Annotated in this window: 20 protein-coding genes; 4 read left to right on the top strand and 16 right to left on the bottom strand. The window is 67.5% G+C overall.

Annotated elements, in window-relative coordinates; translation table 11 throughout:
• From pxpA to EJI01_RS17865, 7 genes are read right to left on the bottom strand one after another with little or no spacing between them, the layout of a single operon-like run.
• Positions 1-741, bottom strand: a complete 741-nt coding sequence (gene pxpA, locus EJI01_RS17895; protein WP_126838489.1) for a 5-oxoprolinase subunit PxpA — start codon at positions 739-741, stop codon at positions 1-3.
• Between the two features lie 10 nt (positions 742-751).
• Positions 752-1,771, bottom strand: a complete 1,020-nt coding sequence (locus tag EJI01_RS17890; RefSeq protein ID WP_126838488.1) for a biotin-dependent carboxyltransferase family protein — start codon at positions 1,769-1,771, stop codon at positions 752-754.
• Entirely contained in the window at positions 1,771-2,424 is a 654-nt protein-coding gene (gene pxpB, locus EJI01_RS17885; RefSeq protein ID WP_185878960.1) for a 5-oxoprolinase subunit PxpB, read from the bottom strand. The genes EJI01_RS17890 and pxpB overlap by 1 nt, the downstream gene beginning before the upstream one ends.
• The gene (gene coaD / locus EJI01_RS17880; RefSeq protein ID WP_126838487.1) at positions 2,421-2,924 is read right to left on the bottom strand and encodes a pantetheine-phosphate adenylyltransferase; all 504 of its coding nucleotides are present in this window, start codon (positions 2,922-2,924) and stop codon (positions 2,421-2,423) included. The genes pxpB and coaD overlap by 4 nt, the downstream gene beginning before the upstream one ends.
• Positions 2,925-2,968: 44 nt before the next feature.
• Entirely contained in the window at positions 2,969-3,610 is a 642-nt protein-coding gene (locus EJI01_RS17875) for an RsmD family RNA methyltransferase (protein WP_409513965.1), read from the bottom strand.
• Positions 3,611-3,650: 40 nt separating this feature from the next.
• Positions 3,651-5,006, bottom strand: a complete 1,356-nt coding sequence (locus tag EJI01_RS17870) for a M16 family metallopeptidase (protein WP_126838485.1) — start codon at positions 5,004-5,006, stop codon at positions 3,651-3,653.
• A gap of 13 nt (positions 5,007-5,019) precedes the next feature.
• Positions 5,020-6,459 carry a M16 family metallopeptidase gene (locus EJI01_RS17865; protein WP_126838484.1) on the bottom strand — a complete coding sequence of 480 codons (1,440 nt, stop codon included), beginning with the start codon at positions 6,457-6,459 and terminating at the stop codon, positions 5,020-5,022.
• Positions 6,460-6,488: 29 nt separating this feature from the next.
• Here EJI01_RS17865 and ftsY point away from each other — a divergent pair, with 29 nt between their 5' ends.
• From ftsY to rpoH, 3 genes are all read left to right on the top strand, one after another.
• Complete coding sequence (gene ftsY / locus EJI01_RS17860; protein ID WP_126838483.1) at positions 6,489-7,616, top strand: signal recognition particle-docking protein FtsY; 1,128 nt, start codon at positions 6,489-6,491, stop codon at positions 7,614-7,616.
• A gap of 61 nt (positions 7,617-7,677) precedes the next feature.
• Complete coding sequence (locus EJI01_RS17855) at positions 7,678-8,139, top strand: DUF962 domain-containing protein (protein ID WP_126838482.1); 462 nt, start codon at positions 7,678-7,680, stop codon at positions 8,137-8,139.
• A 168-nt stretch (positions 8,140-8,307) separates the two neighbouring features.
• Positions 8,308-9,249 (top strand): RNA polymerase sigma factor RpoH, encoded by a 942-nt coding sequence (gene rpoH, locus EJI01_RS17850; protein WP_126838481.1) that lies wholly within the window; start codon positions 8,308-8,310, stop codon positions 9,247-9,249.
• Between the two features lie 72 nt (positions 9,250-9,321).
• On the opposite strand, the gene EJI01_RS17845 is transcribed toward rpoH, so the two are convergent.
• From EJI01_RS17845 to EJI01_RS17825, 5 genes are read right to left on the bottom strand one after another with little or no spacing between them, the layout of a single operon-like run.
• Positions 9,322-9,927 carry an SCO family protein gene (locus EJI01_RS17845; protein ID WP_126838581.1) on the bottom strand — a complete coding sequence of 202 codons (606 nt, stop codon included), beginning with the start codon at positions 9,925-9,927 and terminating at the stop codon, positions 9,322-9,324.
• Positions 9,928-9,935: 8 nt separating this feature from the next.
• Complete coding sequence (gene cyoE / locus EJI01_RS17840; RefSeq protein WP_126838480.1) at positions 9,936-10,841, bottom strand: heme o synthase; 906 nt, start codon at positions 10,839-10,841, stop codon at positions 9,936-9,938.
• The gene (locus tag EJI01_RS17835; protein ID WP_126838479.1) at positions 10,838-12,028 is read right to left on the bottom strand and encodes a COX15/CtaA family protein; all 1,191 of its coding nucleotides are present in this window, start codon (positions 12,026-12,028) and stop codon (positions 10,838-10,840) included. Before EJI01_RS17835 ends, cyoE begins: the two co-directional genes overlap by 4 nt.
• A gap of 6 nt (positions 12,029-12,034) precedes the next feature.
• On the bottom strand, positions 12,035-12,760 hold the full coding sequence (locus EJI01_RS17830; protein WP_126838478.1) for a hypothetical protein: 726 nt from the start codon (positions 12,758-12,760) through the stop codon (positions 12,035-12,037).
• Entirely contained in the window at positions 12,702-13,433 is a 732-nt protein-coding gene (locus EJI01_RS17825; protein ID WP_260602502.1) for an SURF1 family protein, read from the bottom strand. The genes EJI01_RS17830 and EJI01_RS17825 overlap by 59 nt, the downstream gene beginning before the upstream one ends.
• Before the next feature lie 90 nt (positions 13,434-13,523).
• On the opposite strand from EJI01_RS17825, the gene EJI01_RS17820 reads away from it, so the two are divergent.
• Positions 13,524-13,754, top strand: coding sequence for a twin transmembrane helix small protein (locus tag EJI01_RS17820; protein WP_093109057.1), 231 nt, complete (start codon positions 13,524-13,526; stop codon positions 13,752-13,754).
• 71 nt (positions 13,755-13,825) lie between these two features.
• Here EJI01_RS17820 and EJI01_RS17815 read toward each other — a convergent pair whose 3' ends face one another.
• The 4 genes from EJI01_RS17815 to EJI01_RS29070 are packed head-to-tail and all read right to left on the bottom strand — an operon-like array spanning position 13,826 to position 15,706.
• Positions 13,826-14,707, bottom strand: a complete 882-nt coding sequence (locus EJI01_RS17815) for a cytochrome c oxidase subunit 3 (RefSeq protein WP_126838477.1) — start codon at positions 14,705-14,707, stop codon at positions 13,826-13,828.
• A gap of 54 nt (positions 14,708-14,761) precedes the next feature.
• Positions 14,762-14,971, bottom strand: coding sequence for a DUF2970 domain-containing protein (locus EJI01_RS17810; RefSeq protein ID WP_126838476.1), 210 nt, complete (start codon positions 14,969-14,971; stop codon positions 14,762-14,764).
• On the bottom strand, positions 14,968-15,594 hold the full coding sequence (locus EJI01_RS17805; protein WP_126838475.1) for a cytochrome c oxidase assembly protein: 627 nt from the start codon (positions 15,592-15,594) through the stop codon (positions 14,968-14,970). Before EJI01_RS17805 ends, EJI01_RS17810 begins: the two co-directional genes overlap by 4 nt.
• A gap of 1 nt (position 15,595) precedes the next feature.
• Entirely contained in the window at positions 15,596-15,706 is a 111-nt protein-coding gene (locus EJI01_RS29070; protein ID WP_221885687.1) for a cytochrome oxidase small assembly protein, read from the bottom strand.
• Positions 15,707-15,718: the final 12 nt, after the last annotated feature.

The following is a 15,718-nucleotide window of genomic DNA, read 5'->3' as shown; positions in this document are numbered from 1 at the left end:
TCAGGCCGTGGCGGCGACCGCAATGCCCTCGGCCGCGAGGCGCTCGCGGATGCGCTTCGCGAATTCCAGCGCATGTGCGCCGTCGCCGTGCAGGCACACCGTCTGCGCATTGACGCCGACCACCGTGCCGTCGATGGCGGTCACCTTGTGGTCGCGCACCAGGGAGAGCGTCTGCGCCAGCGACTGCTCTTCGTCCTCGATCAAGGCGCCGGGGCGGCTGCGCGGCACCAGGCTGCCATCGGGCATGTAGCCGCGATCGGCGAACACCTCCTCCACCGGCTTGAGGCCGGCGCGTTCGGCGGCGCTGATCATGCCGCTGCCCGCGAGTCCGAAGAAGCGCAGGCCGGGATCGAAGCGCCGCACCGCCTCGCAGATCGCCTCGGCCAGCACCGGCTCCTTCACCGCCTGGTTGTAGAGCGCGCCATGCGGCTTGACGTGCGCCAGCGTGCCGCCTTCGGCCTTGACGATCGCCGCCAGCGCGCCGACCTGATAGAGCACGCCGGCAACGATTTCTTCGGGCGGCAGATTCATTTCGCTGCGGCCGAAATTCTCGCGGTCGGGGAAGCTCGGGTGCGCGCCGATCGCCACGCCGTTGGCGATGGCCCAGCGCACGCACTGGCGCATGGTCTTGGCATCGCCCGCATGCCAGCCGCAAGCGATGTTGGCCGAGCTCACGAGGCGAAGCAGCGCTTCGTCGTTGTCGCAGCCTTCGCCGAGGTCGGCGTTGAGGTCAATCTGCATGGCTTTCTCCTTAGAGGGAATTTTGCGCTGTCGTGCGCCAGCCTGCAGACGCCAGGGCTTGCGCCACCTGCGCCAGGTAGCGCTGCTGCTCGGCCCAGGCTTCCAGCGCCGCGGCCGCATCGACCTGCGCGAGCCGCAGCCGGCCGTTGAGCGGCGCCCGTGCGAGCTTCCAGAGGTCGGCCCGGATGACGACGCCGATGCGCGGGTAGCCGCCGGTGGTCTGCGCATCGCCCATGAGGATGATCGGCTGCCCCGAGGGCGGCACCTGGATCGTGCCGGGAATCACCGCCGAGGACAGCATGTCGGCGCTGCGCTTGCGCTTGAGCTCCGGTCCCTCGAGCCGATTGCCCATGCGGTTGCTCTGCGACGTGGTGCGCCAGGGCTCGCCCCACAACAGCTCGCGCGAGGCCATGGTGAACTGCTCGAATTCGGGGCCGGGCATGACGCGCAACAGCAGCGCGCCGTCGTCCTCGTGCTCCCACTCGGGCGCGCGCAAGCCGAAGGCGCGCCGCGCCAACTGCGCCGCATCCAGCGCCGGCAGACCCAGGGGCAGCTGGTCGCCCTTCTTCAGCGCGCGGCCCAGATGACCGCCGAAGCCGGCCTTCAGATCGGTACTGCGCGAGCCGATGACCAGCGGCACGTCGATGCCGCCTGCAATCGCCAGCCAGCTGCGCAGCCCTTTCTTGGAACTCCACTGGTTGGCACTTCCGAGCTTGAGCACCTGGCCGGCCGCCACCGGGATGCTCCAGCAGGGCCAAAGCGGCGCGCCGTCGAGCCGGGCGCCGAAGTCGTCGCCGGCCAGGGCGATGCGAGTGGGCGACTCGAAGCGGATCTCGCAGCCCCCCATCGTGAGCTCCAGGCCGGCCGCGCCGTCGTCGTTGCCGACCAGCCGGTTGGCCAGCGTGAGGGCCAGCGCATCGAGCGCGCCGCCCGGGCAGATGCCCTGCTGGCGATGGCCATAGCGGCCCAGGTCCTGCACCGAGGCCAGCATGCCGGGGCGCAGGATCGCGATGCCGCCGCTCGCCGACATCAAACCTCGACGCTTTCCACGAAGAAGCGCACGCGGTCGCCGGGGCGCAGCAGGGTCGGCTCGTCCGCACGCGGATCGAAGAGCTCGAGCGAGGTTCGGCCGATCAGTTGCCAGCCGCCGGGCGAGACCAGCGGATAGATGCCCGTCTGCTCGCCGCCGATGCCGACCGAACGGGCCGGCACCGCCACACGCGGTTCGGCGCGCCGCGGCGTCGCCAGTTCGGGCGCAAGCCCGCCCAGGAACGCAAAGCCGGGCAGGAAGCCGAGGAGGTAGACCACGTACTCGCCGGCACTGTGGCGCCGCACGACCTCGGCCGGCGTCAAACCGGTGTGCGCAGCCACGTCGGCGAGGTCGGGGCCGGCCTCGCCGCCATAGGCGACCGGAATCTCGATCTCGCGCCCCTGGATCGAGGTCGCAGCCAGTTGCGGCCACGCGGAAAGCACCTGCATCTCGAGTTCGGCGGCATCGATCTGCTCCGGATCGAACAGCAGGCTCAGGTTGTTCATGCCGGGCAGGACTTCATGGACGCCGCGCCACTGCAGCGCTTCGATCGCCAGTGCCCAGATCTGTTGCTGCTGTGCCAGCGTCGCCGGTGCGGGGAGTTCGCACAGCAGTGCGGCATCACCCAGCGCGTGGAGACGGGGCAGCATCATTCGCGGCCGAGACTCCGCACCTTGGCCATCAGGCTGTCCTGGACGTTGGGCGAAACGAACTTGTCGACCTCGCCGCCGAGCATCGCGATCTCGCGCACGAAGGTGCTCGAGATGAACTGGTATTTGTCGCTCGGCGTCAGGAACACCGTTTCCACATCCGGCATCAGGGAGCGGTTCATGCCGGCGAGCTGGAACTCGTAGTCGAAGTCGGTCACCGCGCGCAGGCCGCGGACCATGGCCTTGCCGCCGCGCGCGACGACGAAATCGCGCAGAAGTCCCGAGAAGCTTTCGACGGTGACTTGGTCGCTGTACGGCTGAACCGCCGTGCGCGCCATGTCCATGCGTTCCTCCAGCGTGAACAAGGCCTTCTTGTGATGGCCGGCCGCCACCGCGACGATCACCTTGGCAAATAGCTGGGTCGCTCGGCGCACCACGTCTTCATGACCGAGCGTCATGGGGTCGAAGGTGCCGGGATATACCGCGATCACGTTGCTGGACATGGTGGCTTCCTCCTCGTGCAGTTGATGCGGCCTGATCCGGCGGATTATGCAGTGCTGTCAGTCGCAAGTATCAAGAGATGCGCATGCACCGCGCCGGCCTTGAGATAGCGATAGGCCGCGAGCCCCAGCGCGGCCAGCTCCTCGTCGCTCCAGCGGCGAGCGGCTTCGAGGTAGACCACGCCATCCGGCCGCAGCGCGCGTGCCGCGGCGCGCAGCGCGGGCTCGTAGAGCGCGGCGTTCTCGAAGGGCGGATCGAGGAAGACCGCGTGCATGCTGCCGGCCGGCGTACGTTCGAGCAGCGTGACGCCGTTGCCGCGCTCGATGCGCACCGCTTCGGCTGCCAGCTTGCCCTTCAGGGCCTGCAGTTGCGCCACCAGCGCCGCGTCCTGCTCGCACAGCAGCACCGAAGCGGCGCCGCGCGATGCGGCTTCGAGACCCAGCGCGCCGGTGCCGGCGAAGGCGTCGATGCAATGCCAGCCCGGCAGCTCGCCGCCGCCGGCGCCCGCCAGGCTCGCAAGCCAGTTGAACAGCGTTTCGCGCACGCGATCGGGCGTGGGACGCAGGCCGGGCTTGTCGGCCACGGCAAGGCGCGTGCGCCGCCATTGGCCGCCGATGATGCGGATGACATGAGGCGCCTTCGCGAGCTTGGGCGAGGCTGCGGGAGTGGTTCGGGGTGTCGCTTTCACGCGCAGAGCTTAACGGCTGCCGCGCATGCGCTCCACGCCTTCAGTGCTTGCCGCCCACCACCACCGTCACCATCCGCTCGGGCTGCAGCTTGCGCGCGAATGCGGCCTTGACGTCGGCCGCGGTGACCGCGTTCATACGCGCAGTCCAGGTATCGAGATAGTCGAGCGGCAGGTCGTTCCACGCGATGTTGGACACGTTGCCGAGCAGCTTGCGGTTGCTGTCGAGCAAGAGCGGGAAGCCGCCGATCAGGTTGTCCTTGGCAGCCTTGAGTTCGGCCGCGGTCGGCCCCTCGGCGACGAACTTGGCGACCACCTCGCGCGCGACCTTCACCGCGTCCGCGGCCTGGTCGGGCCGGGTCTGGAAGCCGATGCGAAAGGCGCCCGCATGCAGCCCTGGCGAGAATCCGCTGTACACACTGTAGGCCAGGCCGCGCTTCTCGCGCACTTCTTCAGTCAGGCGCGAAACGAAGCCGCCGCCGCCGAGCACGTAGTTGCCGAGCGTGAGCGCGAAATGGTCCGGATCGCTGCGCGCGTAGCCGGGCTGGCCGATCCACACGTGCGCCTGTGCCGAATCGAAGGGCAGCCGTTCGTCCTTCGCCGCGGCGAGCGGCGCGACCTGCGGCACGGGCGGCAATGCGGCGCAGTCGCCAGGCTGCGTTGCCGCGGGCAGGCGCGACAGCAGCGTGGTCGCGATAGCGTCCGCCTGCGCGCGCGTGACCGCGCCGACGATGCTGAGCTTGGCGCGGCAGGGCAGGATGAACTGCTCGTAGCGCTGGCGCATGGTGGCGACGTCGATCCGCGCCAGCGTGGCCTCGGTCGTGTCCTGGCCATAGGGATGCGCGCCGTAGACCGCTTGCGAGAAGGCGCGGCCGGCGATGGTCGCGGGCTTGGTGTTGGCTTCGCGGATCGACGCGTTGAGCTGTTCGCGCTCGCGCTTCCACACGTCTTCGGGAAAGGCCGGTTCGCCGATTTCGCGCGAAGCCAGCTGCACCGCCTTGTCGAGCAGCGCCGGCTCGGACAGCGTGCGCAGCGAAAAGCTCATGCGGTCGGAGCCCGCGCTGGCATCGAAGTTCGCGCCCAGATCGGCCCAGGCTTCGCCCAGCGCGTTCTCGTCCATCGCCGGGTCGCTGCCACTGGCACGAATACCCTTCTCGACCATGCCGGCCGTGACGCCGGCCAAGCCGGCCTGCGCCGGCGGATCGCGCCGGCTGCCGGCGTCGAAATCGATCTGCACGTCGACAATCGGCAAGGCGTTGGTGGCCACGAGGTAGATCTTCGCGCCGTTCGGGAGCGTCCAGTGCTCGATCGGAATGGCGGCATGGGCGATGGCGCCGACGAGAACCGCTGCGCCCGCCAGCACGGCACGCACCAGGGTCTGTTTCTTGAGAGTCAGCATGAAGCGAGGCCTTTCAGCGCAGGTCGCCGGCCGGCGCTGCAAAGCCGCGCGGGCGGCGGTTCATCTCGTTCGGCAACGGCCGCAATGCGGCGGCGGTCAGCTGGTCGTCGCCGAAGTACTTGGCAGCCACCGCCTGCACCTCCTCGGCAGTGATGGCCTGCAGCCGCGCGATGATGCGTGCGCTGGCGTCCATCGGCAGGCCCTGGATCCAGTTGCTGCCGAGCTCGCGCGCCTGGGCCATCACCGAATCGAGCTTGTAGGTTTCGCTCGCCACCCATTGGGTCTTGACGCGCGCCAGCTCGGCCGCGCCGATGCCCTCGCGCGCGATCAGCGCCACCTGCGCGCGCAGCGCGGCCTCGACAGCTTCCGCGCTCTTGCCCGCGGCAGGCACGCCGTCGAGCACGAAAAGTTGCGGGCCGCGGCCGACGAAGCCCGCGTACGCGCCGGCCGAGTCCGCCACGCGGTCCGGGCCCTGGGTCAGCGCGCGGTCGAGCCGGGCGCCGGGATAGCCGTCGAGCACGGCGGACAGCACCACCAGCGCATAGGGATCGCTGGCGGCGTCGAACTGGTCGGTGGCCGGTATCTGCGGCACACGAAAGGCGAGCGTGACATAGGCTTGCTCGGCCGGCGCCTTGAACTCGATGCGGCGGATCCCGCGCTGGGTCGGCTCGATGCGCGGCTTGCGCTCGGGCACCGCGCGGGCCGGGATGCGGCCGTAGTACTTCTCGGCCATGGCGCGCACTTTCTCGACGTCGACATCGCCCGCCACCACCACGGCTGCGTTCGCCGGCACGTACCAGCGCTGGAAGAAGGCACGTGCGTCGGCCGGCGTCATGGCGTCGAGATCGCTCATCCAGCCGACGATGGGCCTGTGGTAGGGCGAGGCGATGAAGACGGCGGCGTTCTGCTGCTCGCCGAGCAGGGCGCGCGGCTGGTCGTCGGTGCGCAGGCGGCGCTCTTCTTTGACGACCTCGATCTCGCGCTTGAATTCGTCGTCGGGCCACTGGTTGTTCGCGAAGCGGTCGGACTCCAGCTTCATCACCTGCTCCAGCTTGTCCGCCGGGATCTGCTGGTAGTAGCCGGTGTAGTCGCGCGTGGTGAAAGCGTTCTCGCGCCCGCCGAGCGCGGCGACGCGGCGCGAGAAGTCGCCGGCCTTCAGTTCCTTGGTGCCCTTGAACATCATATGTTCGAGCACGTGCGCGACGCCCGAGGTACCGTCGACTTCGTCGATCGAGCCGACACGCACCCAGAGCATCTGCACCGCGGTCGGCGCACGCCGGTCGGGCTTGACGATCAGGGTCATGCCGTTGGCGAGGGTGAACTGCCGGGCTTGGGCGGGAGCGGAGGCGGCCGGCGGGGTTTGCTGCGCCAGTGCAGGCAGGATCGGCAGCGCGAACAGCACCGAGGCCAGCACCGCACCAAACGCAGCACGGCGTGGCGAGGGGTGTTTCATAGAATGGGTCGGATTGTAAAAACCCCCCAATGTTCAGTTTCTTCAAGAAAAAGCCGCCGGCCGAGAGCCCTGCCCCGGCACCTGCGGCTTCGCCGGCCCCGCCGGCGCCGCCGGCCGCCGAGCCGCCGCTGCCCGCCAAGTCGGTCTTTTCACCCTCGAGTTGGTTTGGCGCCAAGCCGCCGGCCGCCGAGCCGCTGCCTGCCCCTGTGGCCGTGCCTGCACCGCCGCCAGGCGAAGCGCCGCCGGCCGAAGCCGAGCAACGCAGCGGCTGGCTCGGCAAGCTCAAGACCGGCCTGCGCAAGACCGGCAACAGCATCACCGCAGCCTTCGTCAACGCGCAGATCGACGATGCGCTCTACGAGGAGCTCGAAGCCGCACTGCTGATGGCCGACACCGGCGTCAAGGCCACCGAGCACTTGCTGGAAGACCTGCGCCGCCGCGTCAAGAGCAACATGGCGACCGAGGCCTCGCAGGTGAAGCTGCTCCTGGCCGACGCCATCGCGGACCTGCTGAGGCCGCTGGAGAAGCCGTTGGTGATCGGCGAGTTCACGCCGACCGTGATCATGGTGGCCGGCGTCAACGGGGCGGGAAAGACCACCTCGATCGGCAAGCTCACCAAGCACCTGGCCAACGAAGGCGCCTCGGTGCTGCTGGCCGCGGCCGACACCTTCAGGGCGGCGGCGCGCGAGCAATTGCTGGTCTGGGCTGACCGCAACACGGTCGAAATCGTGAGCCAGGAGGGCGGCGATCCGGCGGCCGTGAGCTTCGACGCGGTCAACGCCGGCAAAGCGCGCGGCAAGGACGTGGTGCTCGTCGATACCGCCGGCCGGCTGCCGACACAGCTGCATCTGATGGACGAGCTGAAGAAGATCAAGCGCGTCGTCAACCGGGCCGACGCGAGCGCGCCGCACGAGGTGCTGCTGGTGATCGACGGCAACACCGGGCAGAACGCGCTGGCCCAGGTCAAGGCTTTCGACGAGACGCTGGGCCTGACGGGCCTGGTCATCACCAAGCTGGACGGCACGGCCAAGGGCGGCGTGCTGTGCGCCATCGCCCGGGAGCGGCCGATTCCGGTCTACTTCATCGGCATCGGCGAAAAGCTGGAGGACCTGGAAACTTTCAAGGCGCGCGAGTTTGCGCAGGCCTTGATGGGCTAGCGCCCGCGTCCCTGCTTCTGGCATCATCTTTCGGGGCCGCAGAGCCCGCCAGGAGACTGCCATGCACATTGCCGACACGCCCTTGGCCGGCAGCGACCGCAAGGTCGACCGCCTGCTTGCCCACTACGGCGAAAGCCACCAGAACCCGACGAACGAGGCGATCCACATGATCGCCATCCCGGCGATCATGTTCAGCATCGTCGGCTTGCTGTTCGCGCTGCATCCCTGGGTGGCCTACGCCTTCGTCGCCGCCAGTCTCGTCTACTACGCGACGCTGCGTTCTCCGGCCTTCCTGGCCACGATGCTGATCGGCACCGTGCTGCTACTGGCCGTGGTGCATGCGATGGGGGATCTTGTTTTGCCGGTTTCGGCCGTTATCTTCGTCGTGGCGTGGATCTTCCAGTTCATCGGCCACAAGATCGAAGGCAAGAAGCCGTCTTTCTTCGAGGACATCCAGTACCTCTGGGTTGGCCCCTTGTTCGTGTTGTCGCGGCTCTTCTTGCGGCTCGGCCTGCGCTGGTAGACGGGGAAACCTTTGCCGGTCATCACGATCACACACCGCCCCACCCAAACGAGGACGGCGCTCAAATAGCCTGGACCTATCAACCCCATTGGGAATGGGTGGGAACCCTAGGCTTAGCACTCGCTCAAATCGAGTGCTAATATGCCCGCCAACGAAGGAGTTTCCCCAATGACAACCCTGTCCGGAGCGTCTTCCAACCAGCTTGCCGTGGCCAATCCGTGGTCGATGGTGCCTCCGCTGGGCAACCTGGACGCTTACATTTCGGCAGCCAATCGCCTGCCCTTGCTCACGCTCGAAGAAGAGCAGGGTTTCGCTCGCCGTTTGCGCGACCACAACGATCTTGAAGCTGCGGGCGCGTTGATCCTCTCGCACCTGCGCCTCGTGGTTTCGATCTCCCGCCAGTACCTGGGTTACGGGTTGCCGCACGGCGACCTGATCCAGGAAGGCAATGTCGGCCTGATGAAGGCGGTGAAGCGCTTCGACCCCGATCAGGGCGTGCGGCTGGTCAGCTATGCGATGCACTGGATCAAGGCCGAGATCCACGAGTACATCCTGAAGAACTGGCGCATGGTCAAGGTCGCGACGACCAAGGCCCAGCGCAAGCTGTTCTTCAACCTGCGCTCGATGAAGCAGAGCTTCAAGGCCGATTCGGCCGCCGGCGACGGCGACACGCACCGCGACACGCTGAGCGCTGACGAGGTCTCGCAAATGGCGACCCGCCTGAACGTGAAGCCCGAAGAAGTGCTGGAGATGGAAACGCGCCTGTCCGGCGGCGACGTTCTGCTCGATCCAAGCCCTTCGGACGACGGCGACGAGGGTTTCGGCCCGATCGCGTACCTCGCCGACGCCTCGCAGGAGCCGACCGCCCAGCTCGAATCGCGGCAACGCGACCGGATGTCGACAGACGGCATCTCGACCGCTCTGGAAGCGCTAGACGACCGCAGCCGCCGCATCGTGGAAGAGCGCTGGCTCAAGGTCAACGACGATGGCTCGGGCGGCATGACGCTGCACGATCTGGCCGCGGTGTACGGCGTGAGCGCCGAGCGCATTCGCCAGATCGAGGTGGCGGCCATGAAGAAGATGAAGAAGGCGCTGGTGGACTTCGCCTGAGGCGCTGCTGCTTCGATCCCCGACCACGCCCGGCCCTGCCGGGCTTTTTCGTTGCTTCGCCAGCGTCCGCGGTCAGGACTTGAGCAGCGCCTTCAAGTCGGACACCATCGCAGGCACGCCGGCGCCGTAGCGCGCATACAGCCGCAGCCGGCCCTCGGTGTCGTAGACGAAGCTGGCCGCCGAGTGGTCCATGGAATAGCTGGTCGGCGTCTTGCCCTCGACCTTCTTGTAGTAGACCTTGAAGTCCTTCGCCAACGCCGGCAGCTGCTCGGGCGTGGGGATCAGCGCGACGAAGGCCGGATCGAAGGCGCCCATGTAGGCCTTCATCACCGCCGGCGTGTCTCGCTCCGGATCGACCGTGACGAACAGCACCTGCAGCTTGTCGCCATCCGCGCCGAGCTGCTGCTTGACTTGCGCCATCTCGCTCATGGTGGTCGGGCAGACGTCCGGACACTGCGCAAAGCCGAAGAACAGCACCACCACCTTGCCCTTGAAGTCGGCCAGCGTGCGCAGCTTGCCGTCGGCATCGGTCAGCGAAAAGTCCTTGGCGTAGTCGGCACCCGTGATGTCGACCGCATTGAAACTCGGCCTGGACTCGGTGCAGGCCGCGAGATTCACGCCCGCCGCGGCCGCGAGGCCGGTCCAGGCCATCAACCGAAGTGCGTGCCGCTTGTTCATGAGTTCGTTCATCGCAGGTAGTGGTCGATCAGCAGCGCTGCGAACAGCACGCTCAGGTGGACCAATGAAAAACGGAAGGTCTTGCGCGCGAGCGCGTCGGAGTAGTTGCGCCACAACGCGAAGGCATAGCCCGTGAAGCCGATGCTCACGCCGATGGCGACCGCGAGGTACAGCCAGCCGCTCATGCCGTAGATGAAGGGCATCAGGCAGGCGGCAAAAAGGATGAAGGTGTAGAGCAGCACCTGCAGCCGCGTGAACTCGTTGCCGTGCGTCACCGGCAGCATCGGCAGGCCCGCCTTGCGATAGTCCTCGACGCGGTACAGCGCCAGCGCCCAGAAGTGCGGCGGCGTCCACAGGAAGATGATGAGGAAGAGGATCAGCGCCTCGGGCCCGACCTCGCCCGTCATCGCGGCCCAGCCCAGCACCGGGGGCATGGCGCCGGACGCGCCGCCGATCACGATGTTCTGCGGCGTCAGCGGTTTGAGGATCACGGTGTAGACCACGGCATAGCCGACGAAGGTCGCGAAGGTCAGCCACATCGTGAGCGGGTTCACCGCAAACCACAGCACGGCCGAGCCGGCAGCGCACAGCGCGGCCGAGAACACCAGGGCCTGCCGGTCGCTCAGCTGGCCGCGGGCGGTGGGCCGCCAGGCCGTGCGCTTCATCTTCGCATCGATGCCCTTCTCGACCAGGCAATTGAAGGCCGCCGCCGCGCCGGCCACCAGCCAGATGCCGATGCAGGCCAGCGCTCCGCGCTGCAGGTCGGCCAGGCCAGGCACGCCAGGCACAGCGAGCACCATGCCGATCAGCGCGCAGAACACGATCAGCTGCACCACGCGCGGCTTGGTCAGCGCATAGAACTGGCGCAGCACGCTGGCGGTGCTCGGGCTGTGGATCGATGCAGGCGTGGTCATGCGGCCTCCATCTTGCCGCGCGGAGCGCGAGTATTCGCCGGCACAGGCATGCGCTCGCGCCGGCTTTCACACAGCGTCCAGGTCAGCACCACCGCGAGCGCGGCGGCACCGCCGGTATGAAGAACCGCCGCCACCAGCGGCCATCCGAGCAGCACATTGCCGAGGCCGGTCGCGAGCTGCAGCAGCGCCAGGCCGGCCAGCCATTTCGCCTGCGCGCGCAGCGGCGCGATGCGGCGCAGTTGCCAGAACAGCATGCCGATCGCGGCGAACACCAGGTAGGCCATCAGCCGATGGACGTAGTGGATGGCGGTCAGCGCCGCGAAGTCGATCGGTGTGCCGCTGGCGGATTCGCCGAGCGAACGCCAGATCTGGAAGCCCTGCGTGAAGTTCATCGGCGGCCACCAGCTGTTCTGGCACATCGGGAACTGGGTGCAGGCGAGCACCGCGTAGTTGGTGCTGACCCAGCCACCAAGCGCGATCTGCAGGACGAGCAATGCAGTCACTGCGATTAATAGCCTGCGCAGCCCCGGCGGCACGGCCGTGGGCAGCCGTTCCGCCGCCGCCTGCCGGTAGCGCACGGCCTGGATGCACAACAGCGCCAGCAGCACCACGGCGCCCAGCAGGTGGAGGGTGACGATGGCGGGATAGAGCTTCCAGGTCACGGTCAGCGCGCCGAAAGCGCCCTGCAGGCAGACCCAGACCAGCGTGGCGGCCGGCCACCAGGCGCTCAGCGGCCGTTCGCGCGCATGCTGCGCATCGTGCCGCTGGCGCCAGCGCGCGCGCCAGGTGGCGACAGCCAACGCGAGGATCAGCACGCCGACGCCGGTGGCCAGGTAGCGATGAACCATTTCCACCCATGCCTTGCTGTGCGTCACCGGACCGGTCGGCTGCGCGGCCTCGGCCATCGCGATGTGGTGGCTGGCGCCGAACGGGCTGGCATTGCCGTAGCAGCCTGGCCAGTCGGGGCAGCCGAGGCCCGAATCGGTGAGCCGCGTGAAGGCGCCGAACAGCGTGAGATCGAAGGTCAGGAAGAGCGTGAGCACAGTCAAGGCGTAGAGCCGCCGGGCCGGCCCGGCGCCGGTATTGCGCCGCCAGACCCAGGCCAGCGGGCCCAGGGCAAGCAGCACCCCCACGCCCATGAGCCAGGCGATCGGCGTGAGGTCGTAGAGCGAGCCGGTTTCCATGATGGTCGGCTAGCGGCCGGGCTCGTCCCAGGATGCGGAGGCGCGCAGGAGCCGATCGAGATCGCGCTTGGCCCGGCTGGCACCGGCCGCATCCATGCGAGCGGGGAAACGCATCATCCAGTTGCCGATCGGATCGACCACATACAGATGCTCGGCCAGCGCGTGGCCTGAGGCGGGCGCGAGCCACTGCGCCAATTGCGCAGCCGGCACGCGCAACACCGTAGCGCCATGCAGGCCGTTGTTCAGGCGCTCAGGGACTGGCGCAGCATCGCTGACGAGCCAGACGCGGTCGAGCCGGTCTTTTTCGCGGCCCAGGCTCTCCCGCAACTGGCGCTGCAGATAGAGCTGCTGCTCGCACAGTGCATCGCAGGCCGCATCCGCCACGGCGACCAGCAGCCACTGGCCTTTGAGCGTCGACAGGCGCACGGGCATGCCATCGCGCGTGGTCGCGACCAGGTCGGGCAGGCTGCGCTGCGGATCGACGAGTTCGCCGTAGACGCGCCGGCCCTCGGGCCGGATCACGTAGTAGGTGAAGTACGAAGCGATCACCGGCGCGGCGCAGCACAGCATGACCAGGATCATCTTCCAGCGGCCGATCACGGTCCGCCGCCCTTCCGCGCCGTCCAGCGCCTGGCGCGGCGAGGGCATCGAGTGCACGGTCAGGCCGAGCGGCTCGTCAGCTGCGGCGGAGATGGCGCGCGCGGCGGTAGGGGGAGATGAATTGAAACCAGACATAGAGGAATACCACGAGGGTTGCGAGCCCGAACCACTGGAACGCATAGCCGTAGTGCTTTTCGACACCCAGCGCGGGAGCCGGCCAGTCACGCTGCAAGCCCTCGGAAGCCGGTCCGGCCTGCTGCAGCGACACATCGGTCCGCAGCGGCAAACCGGTTTCGGCACGGAACGCTTCAAGGTCGAGATTCTGCCGGATGGGCGAAGACCCCGCGCCCGGCTGCGCCTGCGCCCCCGGCGCGGCCTTGCCCAGTTCGAGCAGGTGGGAGGGTGGCGGCTCGATCCTGCCGGTCACCTCGACCAGGCCGGCCGGCGTGTCGATCGGCGCGAGCTGCGCCCGATCATTGAAATTGCGCTGCACCCAGCCGCGCTGCACCAGCACGGTCTGATCGCTGCCTTCAACGGCGAAGGGAGTCAGCACGTAGAAGCCGGGCAAGCCATGCATTTGCCGGTTGTCCAGGTAGACCGTGTATGGCGCCAGCCAGAGCCCGCGCAGCCGCACCGGCCGATGCAGGGCCGAAGTGGCCTTGTCGAGCGCCAGGAAGGCCTGCTGATCGAGCGGCGGCAAGCTTTGCTGCGCATCGATTTCTGCCTGCAATGCCTCCTTCTGCGCAGCGCGGGACAGCTGCCAGCGACCGAGCGAAACAGTCGCCGCGAGAGTGAGCACGGCAGCCACCGTCACGAGCCAGAAACGCCCTCCGCCCGAGCTGCGCACGGGAGGCCGAAAGTCATCGTTCAAGTCAGGGGGCGGGTCGGGCCGCCGATAATGGGGGTCATGAAATACCTTGTCGCCCTCGCCTTCGTCGGCATCCTGGCGAGCCTCGGATTTGCGCTGTTCTTCATGCTGCGGGACGGCCGCGAGGGGCGCGCCAAGAGCGGCGGCATGGTGCGTGCGCTCACCGTTCGGATCGGACTCTCGGTGGTTTTGTTCCTCTGCCTGCTGGCGGCCTGGAAACTCGGCTACATCCAGCCGGGGGGATTGCCTCTCGGCAAGTAGGTTGTGCTCGTTCCACAAGCACCATGAAAAAAGCGCCTTTCGGCGCTTTTTTGTTGTGCCGTTGCGGATGCTCAAAGCCAGTAGACCAGGAAGTACAAGCCGAGCCACACCACGTCGACGAAGTGCCAGTACCAGGCGGCGCCTTCGAAACCGAAGTGGCGCTCCGGCGTGAAGTGGCCGCTGCGAAGCCGCAGGGTGATGAACAGCAGCATCAGCATGCCGATGAACACGTGCAGGCCGTGGAAACCGGTCAGCATGAAGAAGGTGGAACCGTAGGCGCCCGAACTGAGCTTGAGGTTCAGATCGGTGTACAGGTGGTAGTACTCGTAACCCTGCACGCCGAGGAAGGTCACGCCGAGCAGCACGGTGAGCCACATGAAGCGCACAGCCTGGGCACGGTGGTTGGCACGCAGCGCGTGGTGGGCAATCGTGAGGGTCACGCCCGAGCTCAGCAGCAGCGCCGTGTTGATGGTCGGCAGCCAGAAGGGGCCGACCGTCTGGAAGGGCTCGACGATATCGGCCGGCGAACCCGTGGCACCGGCGGCCATGGTGGGCCACACGGCCTTGAAGTCGGGCCACAGCAGGGCGTTGTCGAGGCTGCCGAGCGAGGGCAGCGCGTGCGTGCGGGCCCACCACAGCGCCGTGAAGAAGGCGCCGAAGAACATCACTTCGGAGAAGATGAACCAGCTCATGCTCCAGCGGAACGAGAGGTCGACCTTGTGGCCGTACTGCCCGCCTTCGCTTTCGCTAATCGACTGGCGGAACCAGACGAACAGGGTGCCGAGCCACAGCAGCATGCCCGCCAACAGGGACCATGCGCCCCACTGGTGCCCGTTGATCCACTGGGCGGCGCCGAAGATGACGAAGAGCAGGCCGATCGACGCCATGACCGGGTACGGCGAGGGCGAAGGCACGAAATAGTAGGGCGTGGTGCCGTGGGTGCTTGAACTCATATCAGGTCCTGGCTTTCTTCTCTCAATTCAAATCTGTGGGGCAGGCTTTTCTTGTCAGGGCGCAACGACGAACTTCACCAGGAGGATCAGCCCGACGACGAAGACCACCGCCGCGACGAAGCCGACGGCAACGATGTGCAGCGGCGTGAGCTTGGCGATGTCTTCCTGGTAGTCGCTGTTCTTGCGCACGCCGAAGAAGCCCCAAGCGACCGCCTTGACGGTGCGCCAAATGGAGCCTTTGCGTGCCGGTTCGGTCGCGGTCATGAACGCGGCTCCGCAGCCGTTGCCGCCGCATTGGCCGCCACCGGGGCGGGCGGCGTCTTGCCGCCGACCTCGAAGAAGGTGTACGACAGCGTGATCGTCTTGACGTCCTTGGAGATCTTCGGATCGATCACGAAGGCGACCGGCCACTGCTTCTTCTCGCCCGCATCGAGCGTGTACTCGTTGAAGCAGAAGCACTCGAGCTTGTTGAAATAGGGCGCGGCCTGCTGCGGCGCGTAGCTCGGGATGGCCTGAGCGGCCATGCGGCGGTTCTGCACGTTCTGGAACTCGTACATCACGGTATGGAGCTCTCCAGGGTGCACCTGCATCGAGCGCTGCGCCGGCTTGAAATCCCAGAGCCCGCGCACGTTGGCGTCGAACTCGACCGTGATGGTGCGGCTGGTATCGACCTGCGTGTTGTCGGGCAGCCGCACGTTCTTGCCGCCGCTGGCGCCGCCCGGCACCGCGAGCTCGGACAGCGAGAGGACGTTGACGCCGGTCAACTCGCAGATGGCGCGGTACATCGGCACCAGCGCATAGCCGAACGCGAACATGCCGGCCGCGACGACGGCCAGCTTGCCGACCATGCGGACGTTCTCGCGGCGGATGCGCTGGCCGATGCCCATCTCAGTGTCCGATCCAGACCATGCGGACGATGAAACCGATGAAGAACAGCACCGCGATGGAGCCCAGCGTGAGCCCCATGCGTCGGTTGTTCCTCTTTTGTTCAGGTGTCATGACGCGATGCCT

Source organism: Variovorax sp. MHTC-1 (assembly GCF_003984645.1).
GTDB lineage: Bacteria > Pseudomonadota > Gammaproteobacteria > Burkholderiales > Burkholderiaceae_C > Variovorax.
Note: the sequence above shows the minus strand (reverse complement) of the source record. Positions and strands in the feature narration are given on the sequence as shown.